General features: G+C 73.0%; 16 protein-coding genes. 8 read left to right on the forward strand and 8 right to left on the reverse strand.

What is annotated here, in order from left to right; translation table 11 throughout:
• The first annotated feature begins 174 nt into the window (after window positions 1–174).
• From ABD317_RS20605 to ABD317_RS20625, 5 genes are all read left to right on the forward strand, one after another.
• Entirely contained in the window at window positions 175–837 is a 663-nt protein-coding gene (locus tag ABD317_RS20605) for a 2-oxo-4-hydroxy-4-carboxy-5-ureidoimidazoline decarboxylase (RefSeq protein WP_425582399.1), read from the forward strand.
• A gap of 169 nt (window positions 838–1,006) precedes the next feature.
• Window positions 1,007–1,387 carry a succinate dehydrogenase, cytochrome b556 subunit gene (sdhC, locus tag ABD317_RS20610; RefSeq protein WP_027756209.1) on the forward strand — a complete coding sequence of 127 codons (381 nt, stop codon included), beginning with the start codon at window positions 1,007–1,009 and terminating at the stop codon, window positions 1,385–1,387.
• A complete protein-coding gene (locus ABD317_RS20615) occupies window positions 1,387–1,869 on the forward strand; it encodes a succinate dehydrogenase/fumarate reductase transmembrane subunit (protein WP_027756210.1) in 483 nt (160 codons plus the stop codon). Before sdhC ends, ABD317_RS20615 begins: the two co-directional genes overlap by 1 nt.
• A gap of 20 nt (window positions 1,870–1,889) precedes the next feature.
• Window positions 1,890–3,650, forward strand: coding sequence for a succinate dehydrogenase flavoprotein subunit (gene sdhA / locus ABD317_RS20620; RefSeq protein WP_027756211.1), 1,761 nt, complete (start codon window positions 1,890–1,892; stop codon window positions 3,648–3,650).
• A complete protein-coding gene (locus ABD317_RS20625) occupies window positions 3,650–4,417 on the forward strand; it encodes a succinate dehydrogenase iron-sulfur subunit (RefSeq protein ID WP_027756212.1) in 768 nt (255 codons plus the stop codon). The genes sdhA and ABD317_RS20625 overlap by 1 nt, the downstream gene beginning before the upstream one ends.
• A gap of 109 nt (window positions 4,418–4,526) precedes the next feature.
• On the opposite strand, the gene ABD317_RS20630 is transcribed toward ABD317_RS20625, so the two are convergent.
• From ABD317_RS20630 to ABD317_RS20660, 7 genes are all read right to left on the reverse strand, one after another.
• Window positions 4,527–5,804: a thymidine phosphorylase gene (locus tag ABD317_RS20630; RefSeq protein WP_027756213.1), complete on the reverse strand. Its 1,278-nt coding sequence runs from the start codon at window positions 5,802–5,804 to the stop codon at window positions 4,527–4,529.
• Window positions 5,804–6,238 (reverse strand): cytidine deaminase, encoded by a 435-nt coding sequence (locus ABD317_RS20635; protein WP_344291429.1) that lies wholly within the window; start codon window positions 6,236–6,238, stop codon window positions 5,804–5,806. The genes ABD317_RS20630 and ABD317_RS20635 overlap by 1 nt, the downstream gene beginning before the upstream one ends.
• Window positions 6,235–7,518: an ABC transporter permease subunit gene (locus tag ABD317_RS20640; RefSeq protein ID WP_027756215.1), complete on the reverse strand. Its 1,284-nt coding sequence runs from the start codon at window positions 7,516–7,518 to the stop codon at window positions 6,235–6,237. The genes ABD317_RS20635 and ABD317_RS20640 overlap by 4 nt, the downstream gene beginning before the upstream one ends.
• Window positions 7,515–8,618, reverse strand: a complete 1,104-nt coding sequence (locus ABD317_RS20645) for an ABC transporter permease subunit (RefSeq protein ID WP_027756216.1) — start codon at window positions 8,616–8,618, stop codon at window positions 7,515–7,517. The genes ABD317_RS20640 and ABD317_RS20645 overlap by 4 nt, the downstream gene beginning before the upstream one ends.
• Window positions 8,615–10,294 carry an ABC transporter ATP-binding protein gene (locus ABD317_RS20650; RefSeq protein WP_425582400.1) on the reverse strand — a complete coding sequence of 560 codons (1,680 nt, stop codon included), beginning with the start codon at window positions 10,292–10,294 and terminating at the stop codon, window positions 8,615–8,617. The genes ABD317_RS20645 and ABD317_RS20650 overlap by 4 nt, the downstream gene beginning before the upstream one ends.
• A gap of 180 nt (window positions 10,295–10,474) precedes the next feature.
• Window positions 10,475–11,497, reverse strand: a complete 1,023-nt coding sequence (locus ABD317_RS20655) for a BMP family lipoprotein (RefSeq protein WP_344291430.1) — start codon at window positions 11,495–11,497, stop codon at window positions 10,475–10,477.
• A 99-nt stretch (window positions 11,498–11,596) separates the two neighbouring features.
• A complete protein-coding gene (locus ABD317_RS20660; RefSeq protein WP_344291432.1) occupies window positions 11,597–12,982 on the reverse strand; it encodes an MFS transporter in 1,386 nt (461 codons plus the stop codon).
• A 119-nt stretch (window positions 12,983–13,101) separates the two neighbouring features.
• Between ABD317_RS20660 and ABD317_RS20665 the strand changes: the two genes are divergently transcribed.
• The gene (locus ABD317_RS20665; RefSeq protein WP_344291433.1) at window positions 13,102–14,031 is read left to right on the forward strand and encodes a LysR family transcriptional regulator; all 930 of its coding nucleotides are present in this window, start codon (window positions 13,102–13,104) and stop codon (window positions 14,029–14,031) included.
• Between the two features lie 140 nt (window positions 14,032–14,171).
• Here the strand turns inward: ABD317_RS20665 and ABD317_RS20670 are convergent, their stop codons facing one another.
• The gene (locus tag ABD317_RS20670; RefSeq protein WP_344291434.1) at window positions 14,172–14,912 is read right to left on the reverse strand and encodes an alpha/beta hydrolase; all 741 of its coding nucleotides are present in this window, start codon (window positions 14,910–14,912) and stop codon (window positions 14,172–14,174) included.
• A gap of 500 nt (window positions 14,913–15,412) precedes the next feature.
• Here ABD317_RS20670 and ABD317_RS20675 point away from each other — a divergent pair, with 500 nt between their 5' ends.
• Window positions 15,413–16,564 carry an adenosine deaminase gene (locus ABD317_RS20675; protein ID WP_344291435.1) on the forward strand — a complete coding sequence of 384 codons (1,152 nt, stop codon included), beginning with the start codon at window positions 15,413–15,415 and terminating at the stop codon, window positions 16,562–16,564.
• A gap of 180 nt (window positions 16,565–16,744) precedes the next feature.
• Entirely contained in the window at window positions 16,745–17,032 is a 288-nt protein-coding gene (locus tag ABD317_RS20680) for a hypothetical protein (RefSeq protein WP_344291436.1), read from the forward strand.
• Window positions 17,033–17,292: the final 260 nt, after the last annotated feature.

Raw genomic sequence — 17,292 nt, forward strand, 5'->3', positions numbered from 1 at the left:
AGTGGTGCGGTCGGCGGGGCGAACGCGGCGGGAATCGCATGGTGGGGGGACCTCCCGGATGGCCACGGCACAGCGTGGGGACGATCAGGACTCCTGTCGACTCACTCCGATAAACCTCCTCGTACGGGTGAAACCCGGCCGGTGCCACCGGAATGTTCGGTTCCGGCCGTTAGCGTGGCGCCGCGCTGTTCGACCGTAGCCGTCCCCGGCACGCGCCCGCGCGCCCGGCACGCCACACCACGCACCAGGGAGCCCGCCCTGCCCGCATCCGCACCGCGCACCACCCGCGCCGCGTCCCTGGCCGCCGGCCTCGCCGCCTTCAACGCCGCGCCCGCCGCGGACGCCGAGCGCGCCCTGCGCGACTGCCTCGACGACCGCCACTGGGCCCGCCGGCTCACCGCCCACCGCCCCTACCCCGACCTCGACGCGCTGCTCGCCGCGGCCGACGAGGCCAGCTACGACCTCGCCCCCGGCGCCGTCGCGGGCGCGCTGGCCGACGAGACGGCCGCCCTGCCCCCGGCCGCGGGCCCCGCCGAGCGGACGGCGCTGCGGGCCGCGCACGCCGCGTACGAGAGCCGCTTCGGCCACGCCTTCGTCCTGTGCCTCGACGGCTGCTCCGAGGCCGAGCGCCTGGACCGCACGCTGGCCGCGATCCGCGCCCGCCTCGGCAACGAACCCGACGAGGAGCGCCTCGTCGCCGCCGACGAACTCCGCCGCCGCGCCCGCGGCCGCCTGGCCCGCCTCCTCGCCGCCGGAGCCGAGACCGGGGACGGGCCACGTCTGCCGGAGCAAAAGGGGCGCAATCCGGCTGATCGGTACGCCCGGCACCGCCGTTAGGCCACGCGCGTGCCTGATTGATCACACCTGCACCCCCATGACCGGTGTGCCGACGCACCGTCGCTACGATGGCGAAGGCCGGTGGACCGTACCCGGCCGGGTCATGACCGACAGTGCAGTACCGAGCCCTGACGGCCGGCCCCCGATCAGTTTCCGGAGGGTTTTTTCCGTGCCGGCTGGAACGCTCTACCGCGGCCGGGAAGGCATGTGGTCCTGGGTGGCGCACCGCGTCACCGGCGTCCTCATCTTCTTCTTCCTGTTCGTCCACGTCCTCGACACCGCGCTGGTGCGGGTGTCCCCCGAGGCGTACGACGACGTGGTGGCCACGTACAAGACGCCGATCGTGTCGCTGCTGGAGTACGGGCTCGTCGCCGCGGTCCTCTTCCACGCGCTCAACGGGCTGCGCGTCGTCGCCGTCGACTTCTGGTCGAAGGGCGTCCGGCTGCAGCGGCCGATGCTGTGGACCGTCGTCGGGATCTGGGCGGTGCTGATGGCCGGGGCGGCCTATCCGGTGCTCGGTCATGCCGCGCGAGAGCTGTTCGGGAGCTGATGACCATGGCCACTTCCGACATCGAACTGACCGGCTCCTCCGCCGCGTACTCACCGGACAACCCCGCCCCGCTCATCGAGGCCCCCCGCGCCCGCACGCCGCGCACCGCCGGGTCGACCGGCCGCAGCCGCACCAACTTCGAGCTGTACGGCTGGGTGTTCATGCGGCTGTCGGGGATCGTGCTCGCGGTCCTCGTCGTCGGCCACCTGCTGATCCAGCTGGTGCTGGACGGCGGTGTCAGCAAGGTCAGCTTCGCCTTCGTCGCCGGCCGCTGGGCGTCCCCGTTCTGGCAGGGCTGGGATCTGCTCATGCTCTGGCTCGCGATGCTGCACGGCGCCAACGGGCTGCGCACGGTCATCAACGACTACGCCGAGCGCGACGGCACCCGCTTCTGGCTGAAGATGCTGCTGTACGCCGCCACGGTCTTCACCGTCCTCCTGGGCACGTTGGTGATCTTCACCTTCGACCCGAACATCCGCTGACGCGGCGAAGAGGTCCCCTCATGCAGATCCACACGTACGACACCGTGATCGTCGGCGCGGGCGGCGCCGGCATGCGCGCCGCCATCGAGGCCACCAAGCGCAGCCGCACCGCCGTGCTGACCAAGCTGTACCCGACGCGCTCCCACACCGGCGCCGCGCAGGGCGGCATGGCCGCCGCCCTCGCGAACGTCGAGGAGGACAACTGGGAGTGGCACACCTTCGACACCGTCAAGGGCGGCGACTACCTCGTCGACCAGGACGCCGCCGAGATCCTGGCGAAGGAGGCCATCGACGCCGTCCTCGACCTGGAGAAGATGGGCCTGCCCTTCAACCGCACCCCGCAGGGCCGGATCGACCAGCGCCGCTTCGGCGGCCACTCGCGCAACCACGGCGAGGCGCCGGTGCGGCGCTCGTGCTACGCGGCCGACCGCACCGGCCACATGATCCTGCAGACGCTCTACCAGAACTGTGTGAAGGAGGGCGTGGAGTTCTTCAACGAGTTCTACGTCCTCGACCAGCTCGTCACCGAGGACCCCGAGACCGGGCTGAAGCGGTCGGCGGGCGTGGTCGCGTACGACCTGGCGACCGGCGAGGTCCACGTCTTCCAGGCCAAGGCCGTCGTCTACGCCTCGGGCGGCAACGGCAAGTTCTTCAAGGTCACCTCCAACGCCCACACCCTGACCGGCGACGGGCAGGCGTCGGTGTTCCGGCGCGGGCTGCCGCTGGAGGACATGGAGTTCTTCCAGTTCCACCCGACGGGCATCTGGCGCATGGGCATCCTGCTCACCGAGGGCGCGCGCGGCGAGGGCGGCATCCTGCGCAACAAGGACGGCGAGCGCTTCATGGAGAAGTACGCGCCCGTCATGAAGGACCTCGCCTCCCGCGACGTCGTCTCCCGCGCGATCTACACCGAGATCCGCGAGGGCCGCGGCTGCGGCCCCGAGGGCGACCACGTCTACCTGGACCTCACCCACCTGCCGCCGGAGCAGCTGGACGCGAAGCTGCCGGACATCACCGAGTTCGCGCGCACGTACCTGGGGATCGAGCCGTACACCGACCCGATCCCGATCCAGCCGACCGCGCACTACGCGATGGGCGGCATCCCCACCAACGTGCGCGGCGAGGTGCTGGCGGACAACACCACCGTCGTCCCCGGGCTGTACGCGGCCGGTGAGGTCGCCTGCGTCTCCGTGCACGGCGCCAACCGGCTGGGCACCAACTCGCTGCTCGACATCAACGTCTTCGGCCGCCGCGCCGGCGTCGCCGCCGCGGAGTACGCGGCGACGGCCGACCACGTCGAGCTGCCGGCGGACCCGGCGGCGTTCGTGCTCGGCGAGGTGGAGCGGCTGCGCGACTCGGCCGGCAAGGAGCGGGTCGCGGAGCTGCGGCGCGAGCTGCAGGAGACGATGGACAAGAACGTCATGGTCTTCCGCACCGAGCAGACCCTCAAGGAGGCGGTCGAGAAGCTCGCGGAGCTGCGCACGCGGTACCGGAACGTGGGCATCCAGGACAAGGGCCGGCGGTTCAACACCGACCTGCTGGAGGCGATCGAGCTGGGCAACATGCTCGACCTGGCCGAGGTCATGGCGATCTCCGCGCTCGCCCGCAAGGAGTCCCGGGGCGGCCACTACCGCGAGGACTACCCGAACCGCGACGACGTCAACTTCATGCGCCACACCATGGCGTACCGCGAGGTCGGCGACGACGGCTCGGAGACCGTCCGGCTCGACTACAAGCCGGTCGTGCAGACCCGCTACCAGCCGATGGAGCGTAAGTACTGATGGCAACACCCGTCATGGACAAGGCCGAAGCCGAGGCCGCCCGGCCGGCGGACTCCCCGTACATCACCGCGACGTTCCGCATCCGCAGGTTCAACCCGGAGGCGGCGGCGGAGTCGTACTGGGAGGACTTCCGCGTGGAGATCGACCCCAAGGAGCGGGTCCTCGACGCGCTGCACAAGATCAAGTGGGATCTGGACGGGACCCTGACCTTCCGCCGCTCCTGCGCCCACGGCATCTGCGGCTCGGACGCGATGCGCATCAACGGCCGCAACCGGCTGGCGTGCAAGACGCTGATCAAGGACATCGCGCCGGAGAAGCCGATCACCGTGGAGCCGATAAAGGGCCTGACGGTGCAGAAGGACCTGATCGTCGACATGGAGCCGTTCTTCCAGGCGTACCGCGACGTGATGCCGTTCCTGGTGACCCACGGCAACGAGCCCACGCGGGAGCGCCTGCAGTCGGCGGAGGACCGGGAGCGGTTCGACGACACGACGAAGTGCATCCTGTGCGCGGCGTGCACGAGTTCGTGCCCGGTGTTCTGGAACGACGGCCAGTACTTCGGCCCGGCGGCGATCGTGAACGCGCACCGGTTCATCTTCGACAGCCGCGACGAGGCGGGGGAGCAGCGGCTGGAGATCCTGAACGACAAGGACGGGGTGTGGCGCTGCCGCACGACGTTCAACTGCACGGACGCGTGCCCGCGCGGCATCGAGGTGACGAAGGCCATCCAGGAGGTCAAGCGCGCCCTGATCACCCGCCGCTTCTAGCAGCAGCACCCCGTCCCGGCCCCGGTGCCCGCCGCGTGCGGGTCCGGGGCCGGGTCGCGCGTGGGGCGGGCGTCGGGCGGCGGCTGCCGTTGGGGGCGGCCGCCGCGGGTCAGTCCAGGCGGTCCAGGATCAGCGGGGTGCGGTCCAGCGTTGTGCCCGGTGGGGCGATGTCGTACGACGACTCCAGCGCCGCCAGCGCCTCCGGGATCCGTTCCGGGGTGTCCGTGTGCAGCGTCAGCAGCGGCTGGCCCGCCTGCACCGGCTGCCCGGGTTTGGCGTGGAGTTCCACGCCCGCCGCCGCCTGGACCGGGTCCTCCTTTCGGGCGCGGCCCGCGCCCAGGCGCCAGGCCGCCAGGCCCACCGCGTAGGCGTCGAGGCGGGTGAGGACGCCCGTCGTGGGGGCCGGGACCGGGTGGGTTTCGCGGGCCGTGGGCAGGGGGGCGGCGGGGTCGCCGCCCTGGGCGGCGATCATGCGGCGCCAGACGTCCATCGCCGAGCCGTCCCGCAGCGCCTTCGCCGGGTCCGCGTCCGGCAGGCCGGCCGCCGTCAGCATCTCGGCGGCCAGCGCGAGGGTCAGCTCCACGACGTCCGCCGGGCCGCCGCCGGCCAGCACCTCCAGTGACTCGCGGACCTCCAGCGCGTTGCCGGCGGTCAGCCCCAGCGGGGTGGACATGTCGGTGAGCAGCGCGACGGTGCGCAGCCCGTGGTCGTTGCCGAGGCCGACCATCGTCGCCGCCAGCTCACGGGCCCTGCCGACGTCCTTCATGAACGCGCCGGAGCCGGCCTTCACGTCCAGCACCAGCGCGCCCGTGCCCTCGGCGATCTTCTTCGACATGATCGAGGAGGCGATCAGCGGGATGGACTCCACGGTCCCGGTGACGTCCCGCAGCGCGTACAGCTTGCGGTCGGCGGGCGCCAGGCCCGTGCCCGGGGCGCAGATCACGGCGCCGACGTCGCGCAGCGTCGCCATCATCTCGTCGTTCGACAGCGAGGCCCGCCAGCCGGGGACGGACTCCAGCTTGTCGAGGGTGCCGCCGGTGTGGCCGAGGCCGCGGCCGGACAGCTGCGGGACCGCGGCCCCGCAGGCGGCGACCAGCGGCGCCAGCGGCAGCGTGATCTTGTCGCCGATGCCGCCCGTCGAGTGCTTGTCGGCGGTCGGGCGGGGCAGCGCGGTGAAGTCCATCCGCTCGCCGGAGGCGATCATCGCCGCGGTCCAGCGGGCGATCTCGTCGCGGTCCATGCCGTTGAGCAGTATGGCCATGGCCAGCGCGGACATCTGCTCGTCGGCGACCTCGCCGCGGGTGTACGCGCCGACGACCCAGTCGATCTGCTCGTCGGTCAGCCGCCCGCGGTCGCGCTTGGTGCGGATGACGGAGATGGCGTCCATCAGTTCTCCGATCCCTCGCTCTCGAACCTCGTGGACAGATCGAACGGGCCGAACGCGTCCGGGAGCAGCTCCGCCAGCGGCCGGACCCCCGACGGGGTGTCGCACAGCAGCCCGGGGCCGCCGTGCTCGCTGAGCAGCTGGCGGCAGCGGCCGCACGGCAGGATCAGCTGCCCGTCGCCGTTGACGCAGGTGAAGTGGGTGAGCCGGCCGCCGCCGGTGGCGTGCAGGGCGGAGACGAGACCGCACTCGGCGCACAGCCCGACGCCGTACGAGGCGTTCTCCACGTTGCAGCCGACGACCGTGCGGCCGTCGTCCACGAGCGCCGCGGCGCCGACGGGGTAGCGCGAGTACGGGGCGTACGCCCGGGACATCGCGTCCCGGGCGGCCCGGCGCAGCGCCTCCCAGGGCGCGGCGTCGCCGGTCGTGCCGGTCACGTGCTCTCCCCTCTCCGGTAGCGCCTGCCGATCCACTTCGGCACCCGCAGCCGCTGTGCGAACACCGCCAGCACCACCAGCGTCGTGACGTACGGCGTGGCCTCCACGACCTCGCGCGGCACCGCGTCCGTGGTCGCGTACACCACCCCGAGGAGCACCGCCGCCACGCCCGCCGCGATCGCCGCCCGGGCGCCGCCGTGTACGTACTTCCACACCGCGTACGCCGCGAGCAGCACCGCCAGCAGCAGGAACAGCGCGTGCACGGCCTCGCCGCCGCCGCGCAGCTGCAGGCTGTCGGTGAAGCCGAAGAGCCCCGCCGCCATGGCCGTGCCGCCCGGGCGCCAGTTGCCGAAGATCATCGAGGCCAGGCCGATGTAGCCGCGGCCGCCGGTCTGGCCCTCCAGGTAGATGTGGGTGAACGTGACGAGGAACGCCCCGCCGAGGCCGGCGAGCGCGCCGGAGACGGCCAGCGCCGCGTACTTGTACAGGTAGACGTTGACGCCCAGCGACTCGGCGGCCACCGGGTTCTCGCCGCAGGACCGCAGCCGCAGCCCGAACGCCGAGCGCCACAGCACGAAGTACGTGAGCACGAACAGCGCCGCCGCGACCAGGATCAGGTACGACACGTCGTGGGTGAGCCCGCGCAGGATGCCGGCGGCGTCGGACAGGAAGAACCAGTGTTTCTCCTCCAGATCCCCGAGCCAGTCGGAGAGTCCGGGGACGGAGAACGTGTGCATGTCGTCGACCTGCGGCGACTGCTTGTCGGTGCCGCCGGCCGCCAGGGCGTCCCCGTCCGCGAAGAAGATCTTCGCCAGGTACTGGGTGGTGCCCAGCGCGAGGATGTTGATCGCCACCCCGGAGACGATGTGGTCGACGCCGAACGTGACCGTGGCCATCGCGTGCACAAGACCGCCCAGCGCGCCGCCGATCACCCCGGCGAGCGCGCCCGCCCACGGCCCGTGCTGCCAGCCGATCCAGCCGGCGAAGAACGTGCCGAGGATCATCATGCCTTCGAGGCCGATGTTGATGACGCCGGACCGCTCCGCCCACAGCCCGCCGAGGCCGGCCAGGCCGATCGGCACGGCGAGCGCGAGCGCGCCGCCGATCTGCGCGGAGGCGGTGAGGTTCGTGGTGTCGGTCAGCGCCCGCACCGCGGACAGCAGCAGCAGTCCGGCGGCGACCAGCAGCAGCACCTGCGGCAGGCCGAGCCGCCGCCGGCCGCCGCCGGTCCGCGGCTGCTTCGCGGGTGTGGCGGCGCCCGCCCTGGTCACCGTACTCACGCGCCCACCTCCGCCTTGTCGTTGCTACCTGCCCGGGCCAGCTCCTCGCCGACGCGGCGCTGCTGGTCGCGCAGCGCCCAGCGGCGGACCACCTCGTAGGCGATGACCACGCAGAGCACGATGATGCCCTTGATGACCTCGACGATCTTCTGGTCGTAGCCCTCGAACTCCAGCTGGGTGCCGGTGCGCTCCAGGAAGGCCCAGAGCAGCGCGCCGAGCGCGATGCCGACGGGGTGGTTGCGGCCGAGGAGGGCGATGGCGATGCCGGTGAAGCCGACGCCGAGCGGGAAGTCGGTGCCGTAGTTGTACGACTCGCCGAGCAGCGTCGGCATGCCGACCAGGCCGGCGACGGCGCCGGAGAGCACCATGCTGGTGACGATCATGCGCTTGACGTCCACGCCGCTGGCGGCGGCGGCCGTCTCGGACCGGCCGACGCTGCGCAGGTCGAAGCCGAAGCGGGTGCGGTTGAGGACGAACCAGTACAGGAAGCCGGCGAGGACGGCGAAGACGACGAAGCCGTTGATGTCGCCCACCGACGTCCCGAACATGAAGATGTGGCTGGATTCCGGGATGTTCGGGGTGTGGGTGAGGTTCCCGTCCTTCTCGCCGAGGCGGCCCGCGGTGAGGTAGTAGCCGATGACGGCGCCGGCGATCGAGTTGAGCATGATCGTCGTGATGACCTCGCTGACGCCGCGGGTGGTGCGCAGCACGCCCGCGATGCCCGCCCAGATCGCGCCGACGCCCATGGCGACCAGGATGATCAGCGGGATCTGGATGAGGCCCGGCAGCGACAGCGCGCCGCCGACGGCCGCGGCGAAGAAGGCCGCGATGCGGTACTGGCCGTCGACGCCGATGTTGAAGAGGTTCATCCGGAAGCCGATGGCCACGGCCAGCGCGGAGAGGAAGAACATCGTCGACTTGTTGACGATGTAGACGGCGCTGCGGTCGGTCGTCCCGAACTCGATCATGACCTGGTAGGCCCGGAACGGGTCCTTCCCGGAGATCAGGATGATCAGCGAGGTCAGCACCAGCGCGGCGAGGACCGCGAGCACCGGGGCGCCGACCGCGGTGATCAGCTTGTCCCTGTCGAGGCGTTTCATCGGGTACGGCCTCCGCCCTGCCCGTCGTCGGTGTCGGTGGCCGCGCCGCCGTCGGCGGCGCCGCCCGTGGCGCCGTCCGTGGCGCCGCCCGCGGGGCCGTCCTCCAGATGGCCGCTCGACGCACCCGTCATCGCGCTGCCCAGCTCCTCCGGCGTGATCGCGGCCGGGTCGGCGTCGGCGACGAGCCGCCCGCGGTACATCACCCGCAGCGTGTCGGAGAGCCCGATCAGCTCGTCCAGGTCCGCGGAGATCAGCAGCACCGCGAGGCCCTCGCGGCGGGCCTCGCGGATCTGCTCCCAGATCTCCGCCTGCGCGCCGACGTCCACGCCGCGCGTGGGGTGGGCGGCGATGAGCAGCTTCGGCCGGTGGCTCATCTCCCGGCCGACGATCAGCTTCTGCTGGTTGCCGCCGGAGAGCGAGGCGGCGGTGACGTCGATGCCGGGGGTGCGGACGTCGTACTCCTCGACGATCCGCCTGGTGTCCTTGCGGGCAGCGGAGGTGTCGAGGAGCGCGCCGCGGCTGTTGGGCCGCTCGGTGGTGTGGCCGAGGATGCGGTTCTCCCACAGCGGGGCCTCCAGCAGCAGGCCGTGCCGCTGCCGGTCCTCGGGGATGTAGCCGATGCCGCCCTCGCGGCGCGTGCGGGTGGCGGCGTGGCTGATGTCCGCGCCGTCCAGCACGATGCTGCCGCCGTCCGGGTCCCGCAGCCCCATGACCGCCTCGACCAGCTCGGACTGGCCGTTGCCCTCCACGCCGGCGATGCCCAGCACCTCGCCCTTGTGGATGGTGAAGGAGATGCGGTCCAGCACCTCGCGGGGTACGCCGTCGGCGTCGACGGCCGACAGGTGCAGCCCGCTGACCCGGAGCATCGGCACGTCGGTGACCGTCGACTCGCGGGTCTCCGGGGTGGGCAGCTCGCTGCCCACCATCAGCTCGGCGAGCTGCTTGGAGGTGACGTCCGCGGGCTTGACCGAGGCGACGGTGGTGCCGCGCCGGATGACCGTGATGTCGTCCGCGACGGCGAGCACCTCGCCGAGCTTGTGCGAGATGAACAGCACGGTCAGGCCCTCGGCCTTCAGCCCGCGCAGGTTGTCGAAGAGCGCGTCGACCTCCTGCGGGACGAGCACGGCGGTGGGCTCGTCGAGGATGAGGGTGCGGGCGCCGCGGTAGAGCACCTTGAGGATCTCCACCCGCTGCCGGTCGGCGACGCCGAGGTCCTCGACCAGCACGTCGGGGCGGATGCCGAGGCCGTACGCCGCCGACAGCTCCATGATCTTCGTGCGCGCCCCGTCGCCGATGCCGTGCAGCTTCTCGCTGCCCAGGACGGTGTTCTCCAGCACGGTGAGGTTGTCGGCGAGCATGAAGTGCTGGTGCACCATGCCGATGCCGCGCCCGATGGCGTCGGCCGGGCTGTGGAACGTGACCGGCTCGCCGTCGAGCGTGATGGTGCCCTCGTCCGGCTTCTGCATGCCGTAGAGGATCTTCATCAGGGTGGACTTGCCCGCGCCGTTCTCGCCCACGAGGGCGTGCACGGTGCCGCGGCGCACGGTGATGTCGATGTCGTGGTTGGCGACGACGCCGGGGAAGCGTTTCGTGATGCCGTGCAGCTCGACGGCGGCCGTGCCCGGCGGCGGGCCGGCGGCCGTGGAGCTGCTGCTGGGGGCTGTGATGGCGCACACTCCTCGTCGAGGGCGGTGGATGCGGGGCGGCGGACGTACCGAAGCGCCGCCCGGACGGCGCGGGTTGCTGCGCGTGGGTTACGGCATATCACGCTACGCGCGTAGTCCGGACCCAGATGCGCGGGGCCCGGCGGACGCCGGTCTCGCTCCGTCCGCCGGACCCCGGGACACGTACCGTGCTCAGGGAGTGTCGCTGACCGTGATCTCGCCGTCGGCGATCTTCTTCTTGGCCGCGTCGATGTCGCCCTGGATGTCGTCGACGAACCCGCCGGAGGTGGCCAGGCTCACGCCGTCGTCCTTGAGCGTGAACGTGTGGTCGCCGGTGAGCGGCTCGCCGTCCTGGACGCTCTTGATCAGGTCGTAGACGGCCACGTCCACGTTCTTCACGACCGACGTCAGGATCGAGTCCTTGTAGTCGGCCAGGGCCTTGTCGCGGTACTGGTCGGAGTCGACGCCGATCGCCCAGGCGCCGTCCTGCGCGGCCACGGCCTCGATCGAGCCGGTGCCCGAAAGGCCCGCGGCGCTGTAGATGACGTCCGAGCCGGAGTCGAGCATGCCCTCGGCGATGCCCTTGGCGCGCAGCGGGTCCTGGAAGCCCTTGAGGTCGCTCTCGTAGAGGTACTTCACGTCGACCTTGACGTTGGGCTTGGTGTCCTTGACGCCCTGGACGAAGCCGGCCTCGAACTTCTTGATCAGGTTGTTGTGCACGCCGCCGATGAAGCCGACGTTGCCGGACTTGCTCTTCAGCGCGGCGGCCACGCCGGCGAGGTACGAGCCCTCGTGCTCGGCGAAGGTGATGCCGGCGACGTTCTTCGCCTGCGACGCCTCGTCTATCACGGCGAAGGTGGTGTCGGGGAAGTCCTTGGCGACCTTGTTGACGGACTTGCCGTAGGCGAAGCCGACCCCGATCACCGGGTTGTAGCCCGCCTCGGCGAGGGAGGTGAGCCGCTGCTCGCGGTCGGCCTCCGTCTCGCCGTCCCGGGCGGTCAGCTCCTTGCCGCCGATGTCGAACTCCTTCTTGGCCTTGTCGTACCCGCGGGCGGCCGACTCGTTGAAGGAGGCGTCGCTGCGGCCGCCGACGTCGAAGGCGAGGCCGACGCCCTTGTCGCTGCTGCCGCTGTCGTCGCTGCTGCACGCAGCACTGGTGAACGCGAGGGCCGCGGTTGCCACGCCCGCGGCGGCGATCTTGGTTACCCGGCGCAAGAGGACTTCCCCTTCGTCTTGCGAAGCGCCTCTTTCCGGCGCTGCTTCCGGGGCATCGTAACGCGCGTAGACAGAGCTGAACCTCAGGCAACGAGTCCGTTACCGGATCGTCTCCGCGCCGGTGTGTCCGGCGGTGCGGGCGACGCGGGCGGATATCGGCTGACCTGTCGGTTCGTACGGTACCGGGCGGCTTGCGGGGGCCTGCGCACGGGCCGGTGCGGCGGGCTCCTCCCGGGCCCGGCCGGCGGTCGCCGTACGGGCCGCGGCGGCGGCCCGGCGCGTGGCGTGAACCGTGATGCCCGTGACGCCCGCGAGAGCCGTGAGGCCGAGGACGACGACCCCCCGCCAGCCGACCGCGTGGAAGGCGACCGCCCCGGCGGTGGCGCCCGCGCTGTTCCCGACGTAGTACGCGACCTGGTACAGCGCCGACGCCTGCGCCCGGCCCGTCCGCGCCGCGTGGCTGACCGAGGCGGAGGCGACCGCGTGCCCCGCGAAGAAGCCCGCGGTCAGCAGCACCAGCCCGGCCAGGACGGCGGCGAGGGAGCCGCCGAGCATCAGCAGCAGCCCGGCGCCGGTCGTGCCGGCGGCCGCGTACAGGGTGCCGCGGCGGCCGAGGCGCGCGACGAGCCGGCCGGCCGCGGCGGAGGAGCCGGTGCCGACGAGGTAGATGACGAAGACCGAGCCGATGAGGCCCGAGGACAGCCCGAAGGGCTCGCCGGCCAGCCGGTAGCCGATCATCGTGTAGACCGCGCCGAAGACGGTCATGAACAACAGGCCGATCGCATACAGCCGGCGCATCAGCCCGTCGGCGAGATGGCCGCGTACCGTCCGCGCGAGCGCCCGCGGCGCCAGCGGGGCGGCGGCGAAGTGCCGGGCGGGCGGCAGCAGCACGCGGAACGCGACCGCGCAGACCAGCGAGAGCACCGCGACGGTGCCCAGCGCCGCCCGCCAGCCCCAGGCGTCCGCCGTCCAGCCGGTGAGGATGCGGCCGGCCATGCCGCCGATGCTGTTGCCCGCGACGAAGAGTCCGACGGCGCCGATCACCGCCCGGGCCCGTACCTCCTCGGCGATGAACGCGATCGCCGACGCCGGGATCCCGGCGATCGCCGCGCCCTGCAGCGTGCGCAGCGCGACGAGCCAGCCCAGGTCCGGCGCGAACGGCAGCGCAAGACCCAGCAGCACGGCGGCCGTCAGCGACCACGTCATCGTCGCCCGCCGGCCGAACCGCTCCGAGACGGCGCTCAGCGGCAGCACCGCGAGCGCGAGGGCGGCGGTGGTGGCCGAGACGGTCCAGCTGGCGGCGCCGGGGCTGACGCCGAGGTCGGCGGAGAGGGCGGGCAGCAGGGCCTGGGTGGCGAAGAGGAGGGTGAAGGTGGCGACGCCGGCGGCGAACAGGGCGAGGAGCACGCGGCGGTAGCCGGGCTCCCCGGGCGCGTGCTGCGGAAGGGCGCCCACCTCGGCGGGCGCCCCGGTAGCGGAGGGCATGCGGCGAACGTACGGCGCTCCCGCTCATGCGTCCAATACGGAAAACGGTGATAATCGATGCCGTGGTGAATGAGCAGAGGTCACAGGGGTCGATGTCACGGTCCCGTCATCCGCAAGACATGTCGACGGCCGGCGCCGGGGAGCCGGGGGAGTGGGGCGGGGTGCTCGCGCCCCGGCTCGCGCAGTTCGCCGCCGTCGCCCGCGAGGAGCACGTCACCCGGGCCGCCCGGGCGCTCGGCGTCCCGCAGCCGACGCTGAGCCGGGCGATGGCACGGCTCGAAGCCGACCTGGGCCTCGCGCTCTTCGCCCGCCGCGGCCGCACCCTGACGCTGACCACCGCCGGCCGCGACTTCCTCGCCCACGCCGAACGCGCGCTGGCGGAGGTCGGCCGGGGCGCCGAGGCCGTACGCGCCGACGCGCACCCCGAGACGGGCAAGGTCGCCTTCGGCTTCCTGCACACGCTCGGCTCCGAGACCGTGCCGGGGCTACTGCGGGAGTTCCGCCGGGACCACCCGCGGGTGCGCTTCGCGCTGGTGCAGAACTACGGCGAGTGGATGCTGCAGCGGCTGCGCGCGGGCGAGTTGGACCTGTGCCTGACCTCACCGGTCCCGGACGCGCCGGACCTGACGGCGCGGCGCCTGGACGAGCAGCGCCTCCGGCTCGTCGTACCGGACGACCACCGGCTGACCGGGCGGCGCCGGATCCGGCTCGCGGAGGTGGCGGAGGAGCCCTTCGTCACCCTGGAACCGGGCTACGGGATGCGGCGGATGCTGGAGGCGCTGTGCGCGGAGGCGGGGTTCGCGCCGCGGATCGCGTTCGAGGGGGAGGAGGCGGAGACGATCCGCGGGCTGGTGGCGGCGGGGCTGGGGGTGGCACTGCTGCCGCCGCCGGCGGTGCCGCGGCCGGGGGTGGTGGAGCTGAACGTGACGGCGCCGCGGGCGGTGCGGGAGATCGGGGTCGCGTGGGTGGCGGGGCAGCAGGAGACGCCGCCGGTGGCGGCGTTCCGCCGGTTTCTGCTGGGACGCCGCGGCCAACTCCTGGCGGGCTAGCAACCCAGCAACCCGGGCAACTCGGGCAACCCGGCAACCCACCAACCCCGCACACCCACCCTAGGGTAGGCCGCCCCTCCGACAGCCCACCTGTCCGCCGCCGCGGTAACGCCCGCGGCCGCGACCGGACCGGACCGCGCCTACGCCGGGGCGAAGCCCGTGGCCAGCGGCATCCGCAGACCTATCGGCGGCGGCGCCGCCAGCGCGTCGGCGACCGGCCTGCTGTACGGCCGGCCGAAGAGCGAGCCCCTGACGAAGTCGGCGGCCAGGGCGAGGACTTCCGGCCGGTGCTGGTGCAGCCCGTGCCCGTCGGAGTGCACCTCGAAGCGGCACACGTCGCGGTTGGCCTTCTTCGCCCGCACCGCCAGCCGGTACGACAGGTCCGGGTCGGTGCGCTCGTCGTCCGTGCCGTGCACGAGCAGCACGCTGCGCCCGCTCAGCTGCCGTACGGGCTCCGCGTCCGCCGCCTGCGCGTCCGGCAGCCACGGCGCCAGCGCCAGCACCGAGACGACCGCCTCGTGCCCGGCGGCGCGCAGCGCCGCGCGCCCGCCGACGTCGGTGCCGACCAGCGCCACGGGCACGTCCCCGTACCGCCGTACGACCTCCTCCAGCGCCCACTCCGCGTCGTGCGCCGCGTCCGCCGCCGCGCCGTTCCAGCCGCGGCAGCGGTAGTGCACGGTGTGCGTGACGAGCCCCTCGGCGCGCCCGGCGCGTCCCAGCCGGCGGGCCAGCGACCACACCGAGGCGGCGGCCAGCCGCGACGGCCGGCGGCTGCTCTCCTCCTCGCCCGCGGGCATCAGCAGCGCCACCGCCTGTGCCGAGGCCGCCCCGGTGGCGCGGCCGAGCCGGGCGGGGCGGGTCACGCTGGTCTCCTGTGCCATGGCAGCACGATCGCAGATGCCCGGCCCTGCTGCCCACCCGTCTGCGCCGGGCACCGCCGGCCCGATCCGGCGCGCCCGCAAGGCAGTTGCGGGCCGCCCCGCGTCGCGACGGCGGGCGAGGCCGACGTGCCCGCCCCGGCTCCGCCCTCCGCAAGCCGCTTGAACCCGCGGGGACCACGCGGCTACGGCCCGCGAGGGCCACCGCCACCGCCGCCGCCTGCGGCTCGGCGCGGCGGCCGGTGCCCTCCCGTCTCCGGTACGTGGCTCCCACCGGCTCCGCCCCCGCGCAACCCCGGTGGTCGCCGCGGGCGCACGGCAGTCGCGCCCCGGCTCCGGTGCGGCTCTCCCGACTCCGCTCCCTCTGCCGCCGCACCGACCCGTGCCGCCGGGCCGCACCGACCGGCGCCGCCATGCCCCGGCACCCGGCGCCCGCCGCCGGGCACCGCACGGCTCTACGCGCGTAGGATGTCGCCAACCGTGACGCGAAAGGGGCGTGCCGCATGACGGACGACAACGGCAGAGGCGGGAGCGCGGCGGCCGGCGCGGGGCGGGCGGCGCTGCCGGACACGGACCGGATCCGGCGCGCCCCCAAGGTGCTGCTCCACGACCACCTCGACGGCGGGCTCCGCCCCGGCACCGTCGTGGACATCGCCCGCGAGACCGGCTACTCCGGGCTGCCGGAGAGCGACCCCGAGCGGCTCGGCGCCTGGTTCCGGGAGGCCGCCGACTCCGGTTCGCTGGAGCGCTACCTGGAGACCTTCGCCCACACCTGCGCCGTGCTGCAGACCCGCGACGCGCTGGTGCGGGTCGCCGCCGAGTGCGCCGAGGACCTGGCCGCCGACGGCGTCGTGTACGCCGAGGTGCGCTACGCCCCCGAGCAGCACCTCCAGGGCGGGCTGAGCCTGGAGCAGGTGGTGGAGGCGGTCAACGAGGGCTTCCGCGAGGGCGAGCGGCGCGCGTACGCCGCCGGGCGCCGCATCCGCGTCGGCGCGCTGCTGACCGCGATGCGGCACGCCGCCCGCTCGCTGGAGATCGCCGAACTGGCCAACCGCTACCGCGACCTCGGCGTCGTGGGCTTCGACATCGCCGGCGCCGAGGCCGGCTTCCCGCCCACCCGCCACCTCGACGCCTTCGAGTATCTGAAGCGCGAGAACAACCACTTCACCATCCACGCGGGCGAGGCGTTCGGGCTGCCGTCGATCTGGCAGGCCCTGCAGTGGTGCGGCGCCGACCGGCTCGGCCACGGCGTACGGATCATCGACGACATCCACGTCGCCGAGGACGGCACCGTCAAACTCGGCCGGCTGGCGGCGTACGTGCGCGACAAGCGGATCCCGCTGGAGCTGTGCCCGACGTCCAACCTGCAGACCGGCGCCGCCGCGTCGTACGCCGAGCACCCCATCGGGCTGCTGCGCCGGCTGTACTTCCGCGCCACGGTCAACACCGACAACCGGCTCATGAGCGGCACGAGCATGACCCGCGAATTCGAGGAACTGGTGCGCACGTTCCACTACACGCTCGACGACATGCAGTGGTTCACCGTCAACGCCATGAAGTCGGCTTTCATTCCTTTCGATGAAAGGCTGGCGATGATCAATGAGGTCATCAAGCCCGGGTACGCCGGGCTGAAGTCGGAGTGGCTCTTTCGCTGACCCGCTCCGACCTGCGGACTCTGCGGGAATTCGGGTCGTGTGGCGATGGTCGTACGATCCGCGGATAGGGCCGTACGGGCCAATTGCCGCCCCGGCGAGGCGGTCGTTGCCGCGGCGATATCCGGCTGGCTACGTTTCTCGTTGCCGCTCGATATCCGCAAGGACGAGGACCTGAATCCCATGAAGACCCGCAAGATCGTCGGTACCGCACTGCTCGGCGCCGCCTTCGCCGCCGGGGCGACGGGCACCGCCTCCGCAGCGTCCACCCCCGGCCTGCCCGACCCGGTCGGCCAGCTGACCGCCCCGCTGGAGAACGTCACCGGCTCCCAGGTGGCGAGCAACAACGGCACGCCCCCCGCCAAGCCGACCGGCCAGCAGACCGCCCAGCCCCCGGGTCTCGGCCAGCTCGGCGCCCTGACCGGCGTCCTTCCCCTCGGCAGCCTCACCGGCGGCGGCCTGCCGCTCTGACGGATGCGGGCGAACGCACCCGGGCACCGGGGCCGGCATCCGCACCGGATGCCGGTCCCGGCGGCGCGTTGCCGGGGGAGGTCTGTCGTCGGCACCGGACGAAACGCCGCCCTACGGGGCGATCTCGACCGTGGGGATCCTCGGGGCCGGGCCCTGGGCCGCCCCGTCCCCGGCCCGCTGCGCTTCCCCCGCCGCGGCCGGCTGTCCCGGCCCGGCCGCCTGCTCCCCGTGCGCCGCTCCCGCCGCCCGCAGCGCCGCCA

The sequence above is a fragment of the Streptomyces synnematoformans genome (assembly GCF_039531005.1).
Classification (GTDB): Bacteria; Actinomycetota; Actinomycetes; order Streptomycetales; family Streptomycetaceae; genus Streptomyces; species Streptomyces synnematoformans.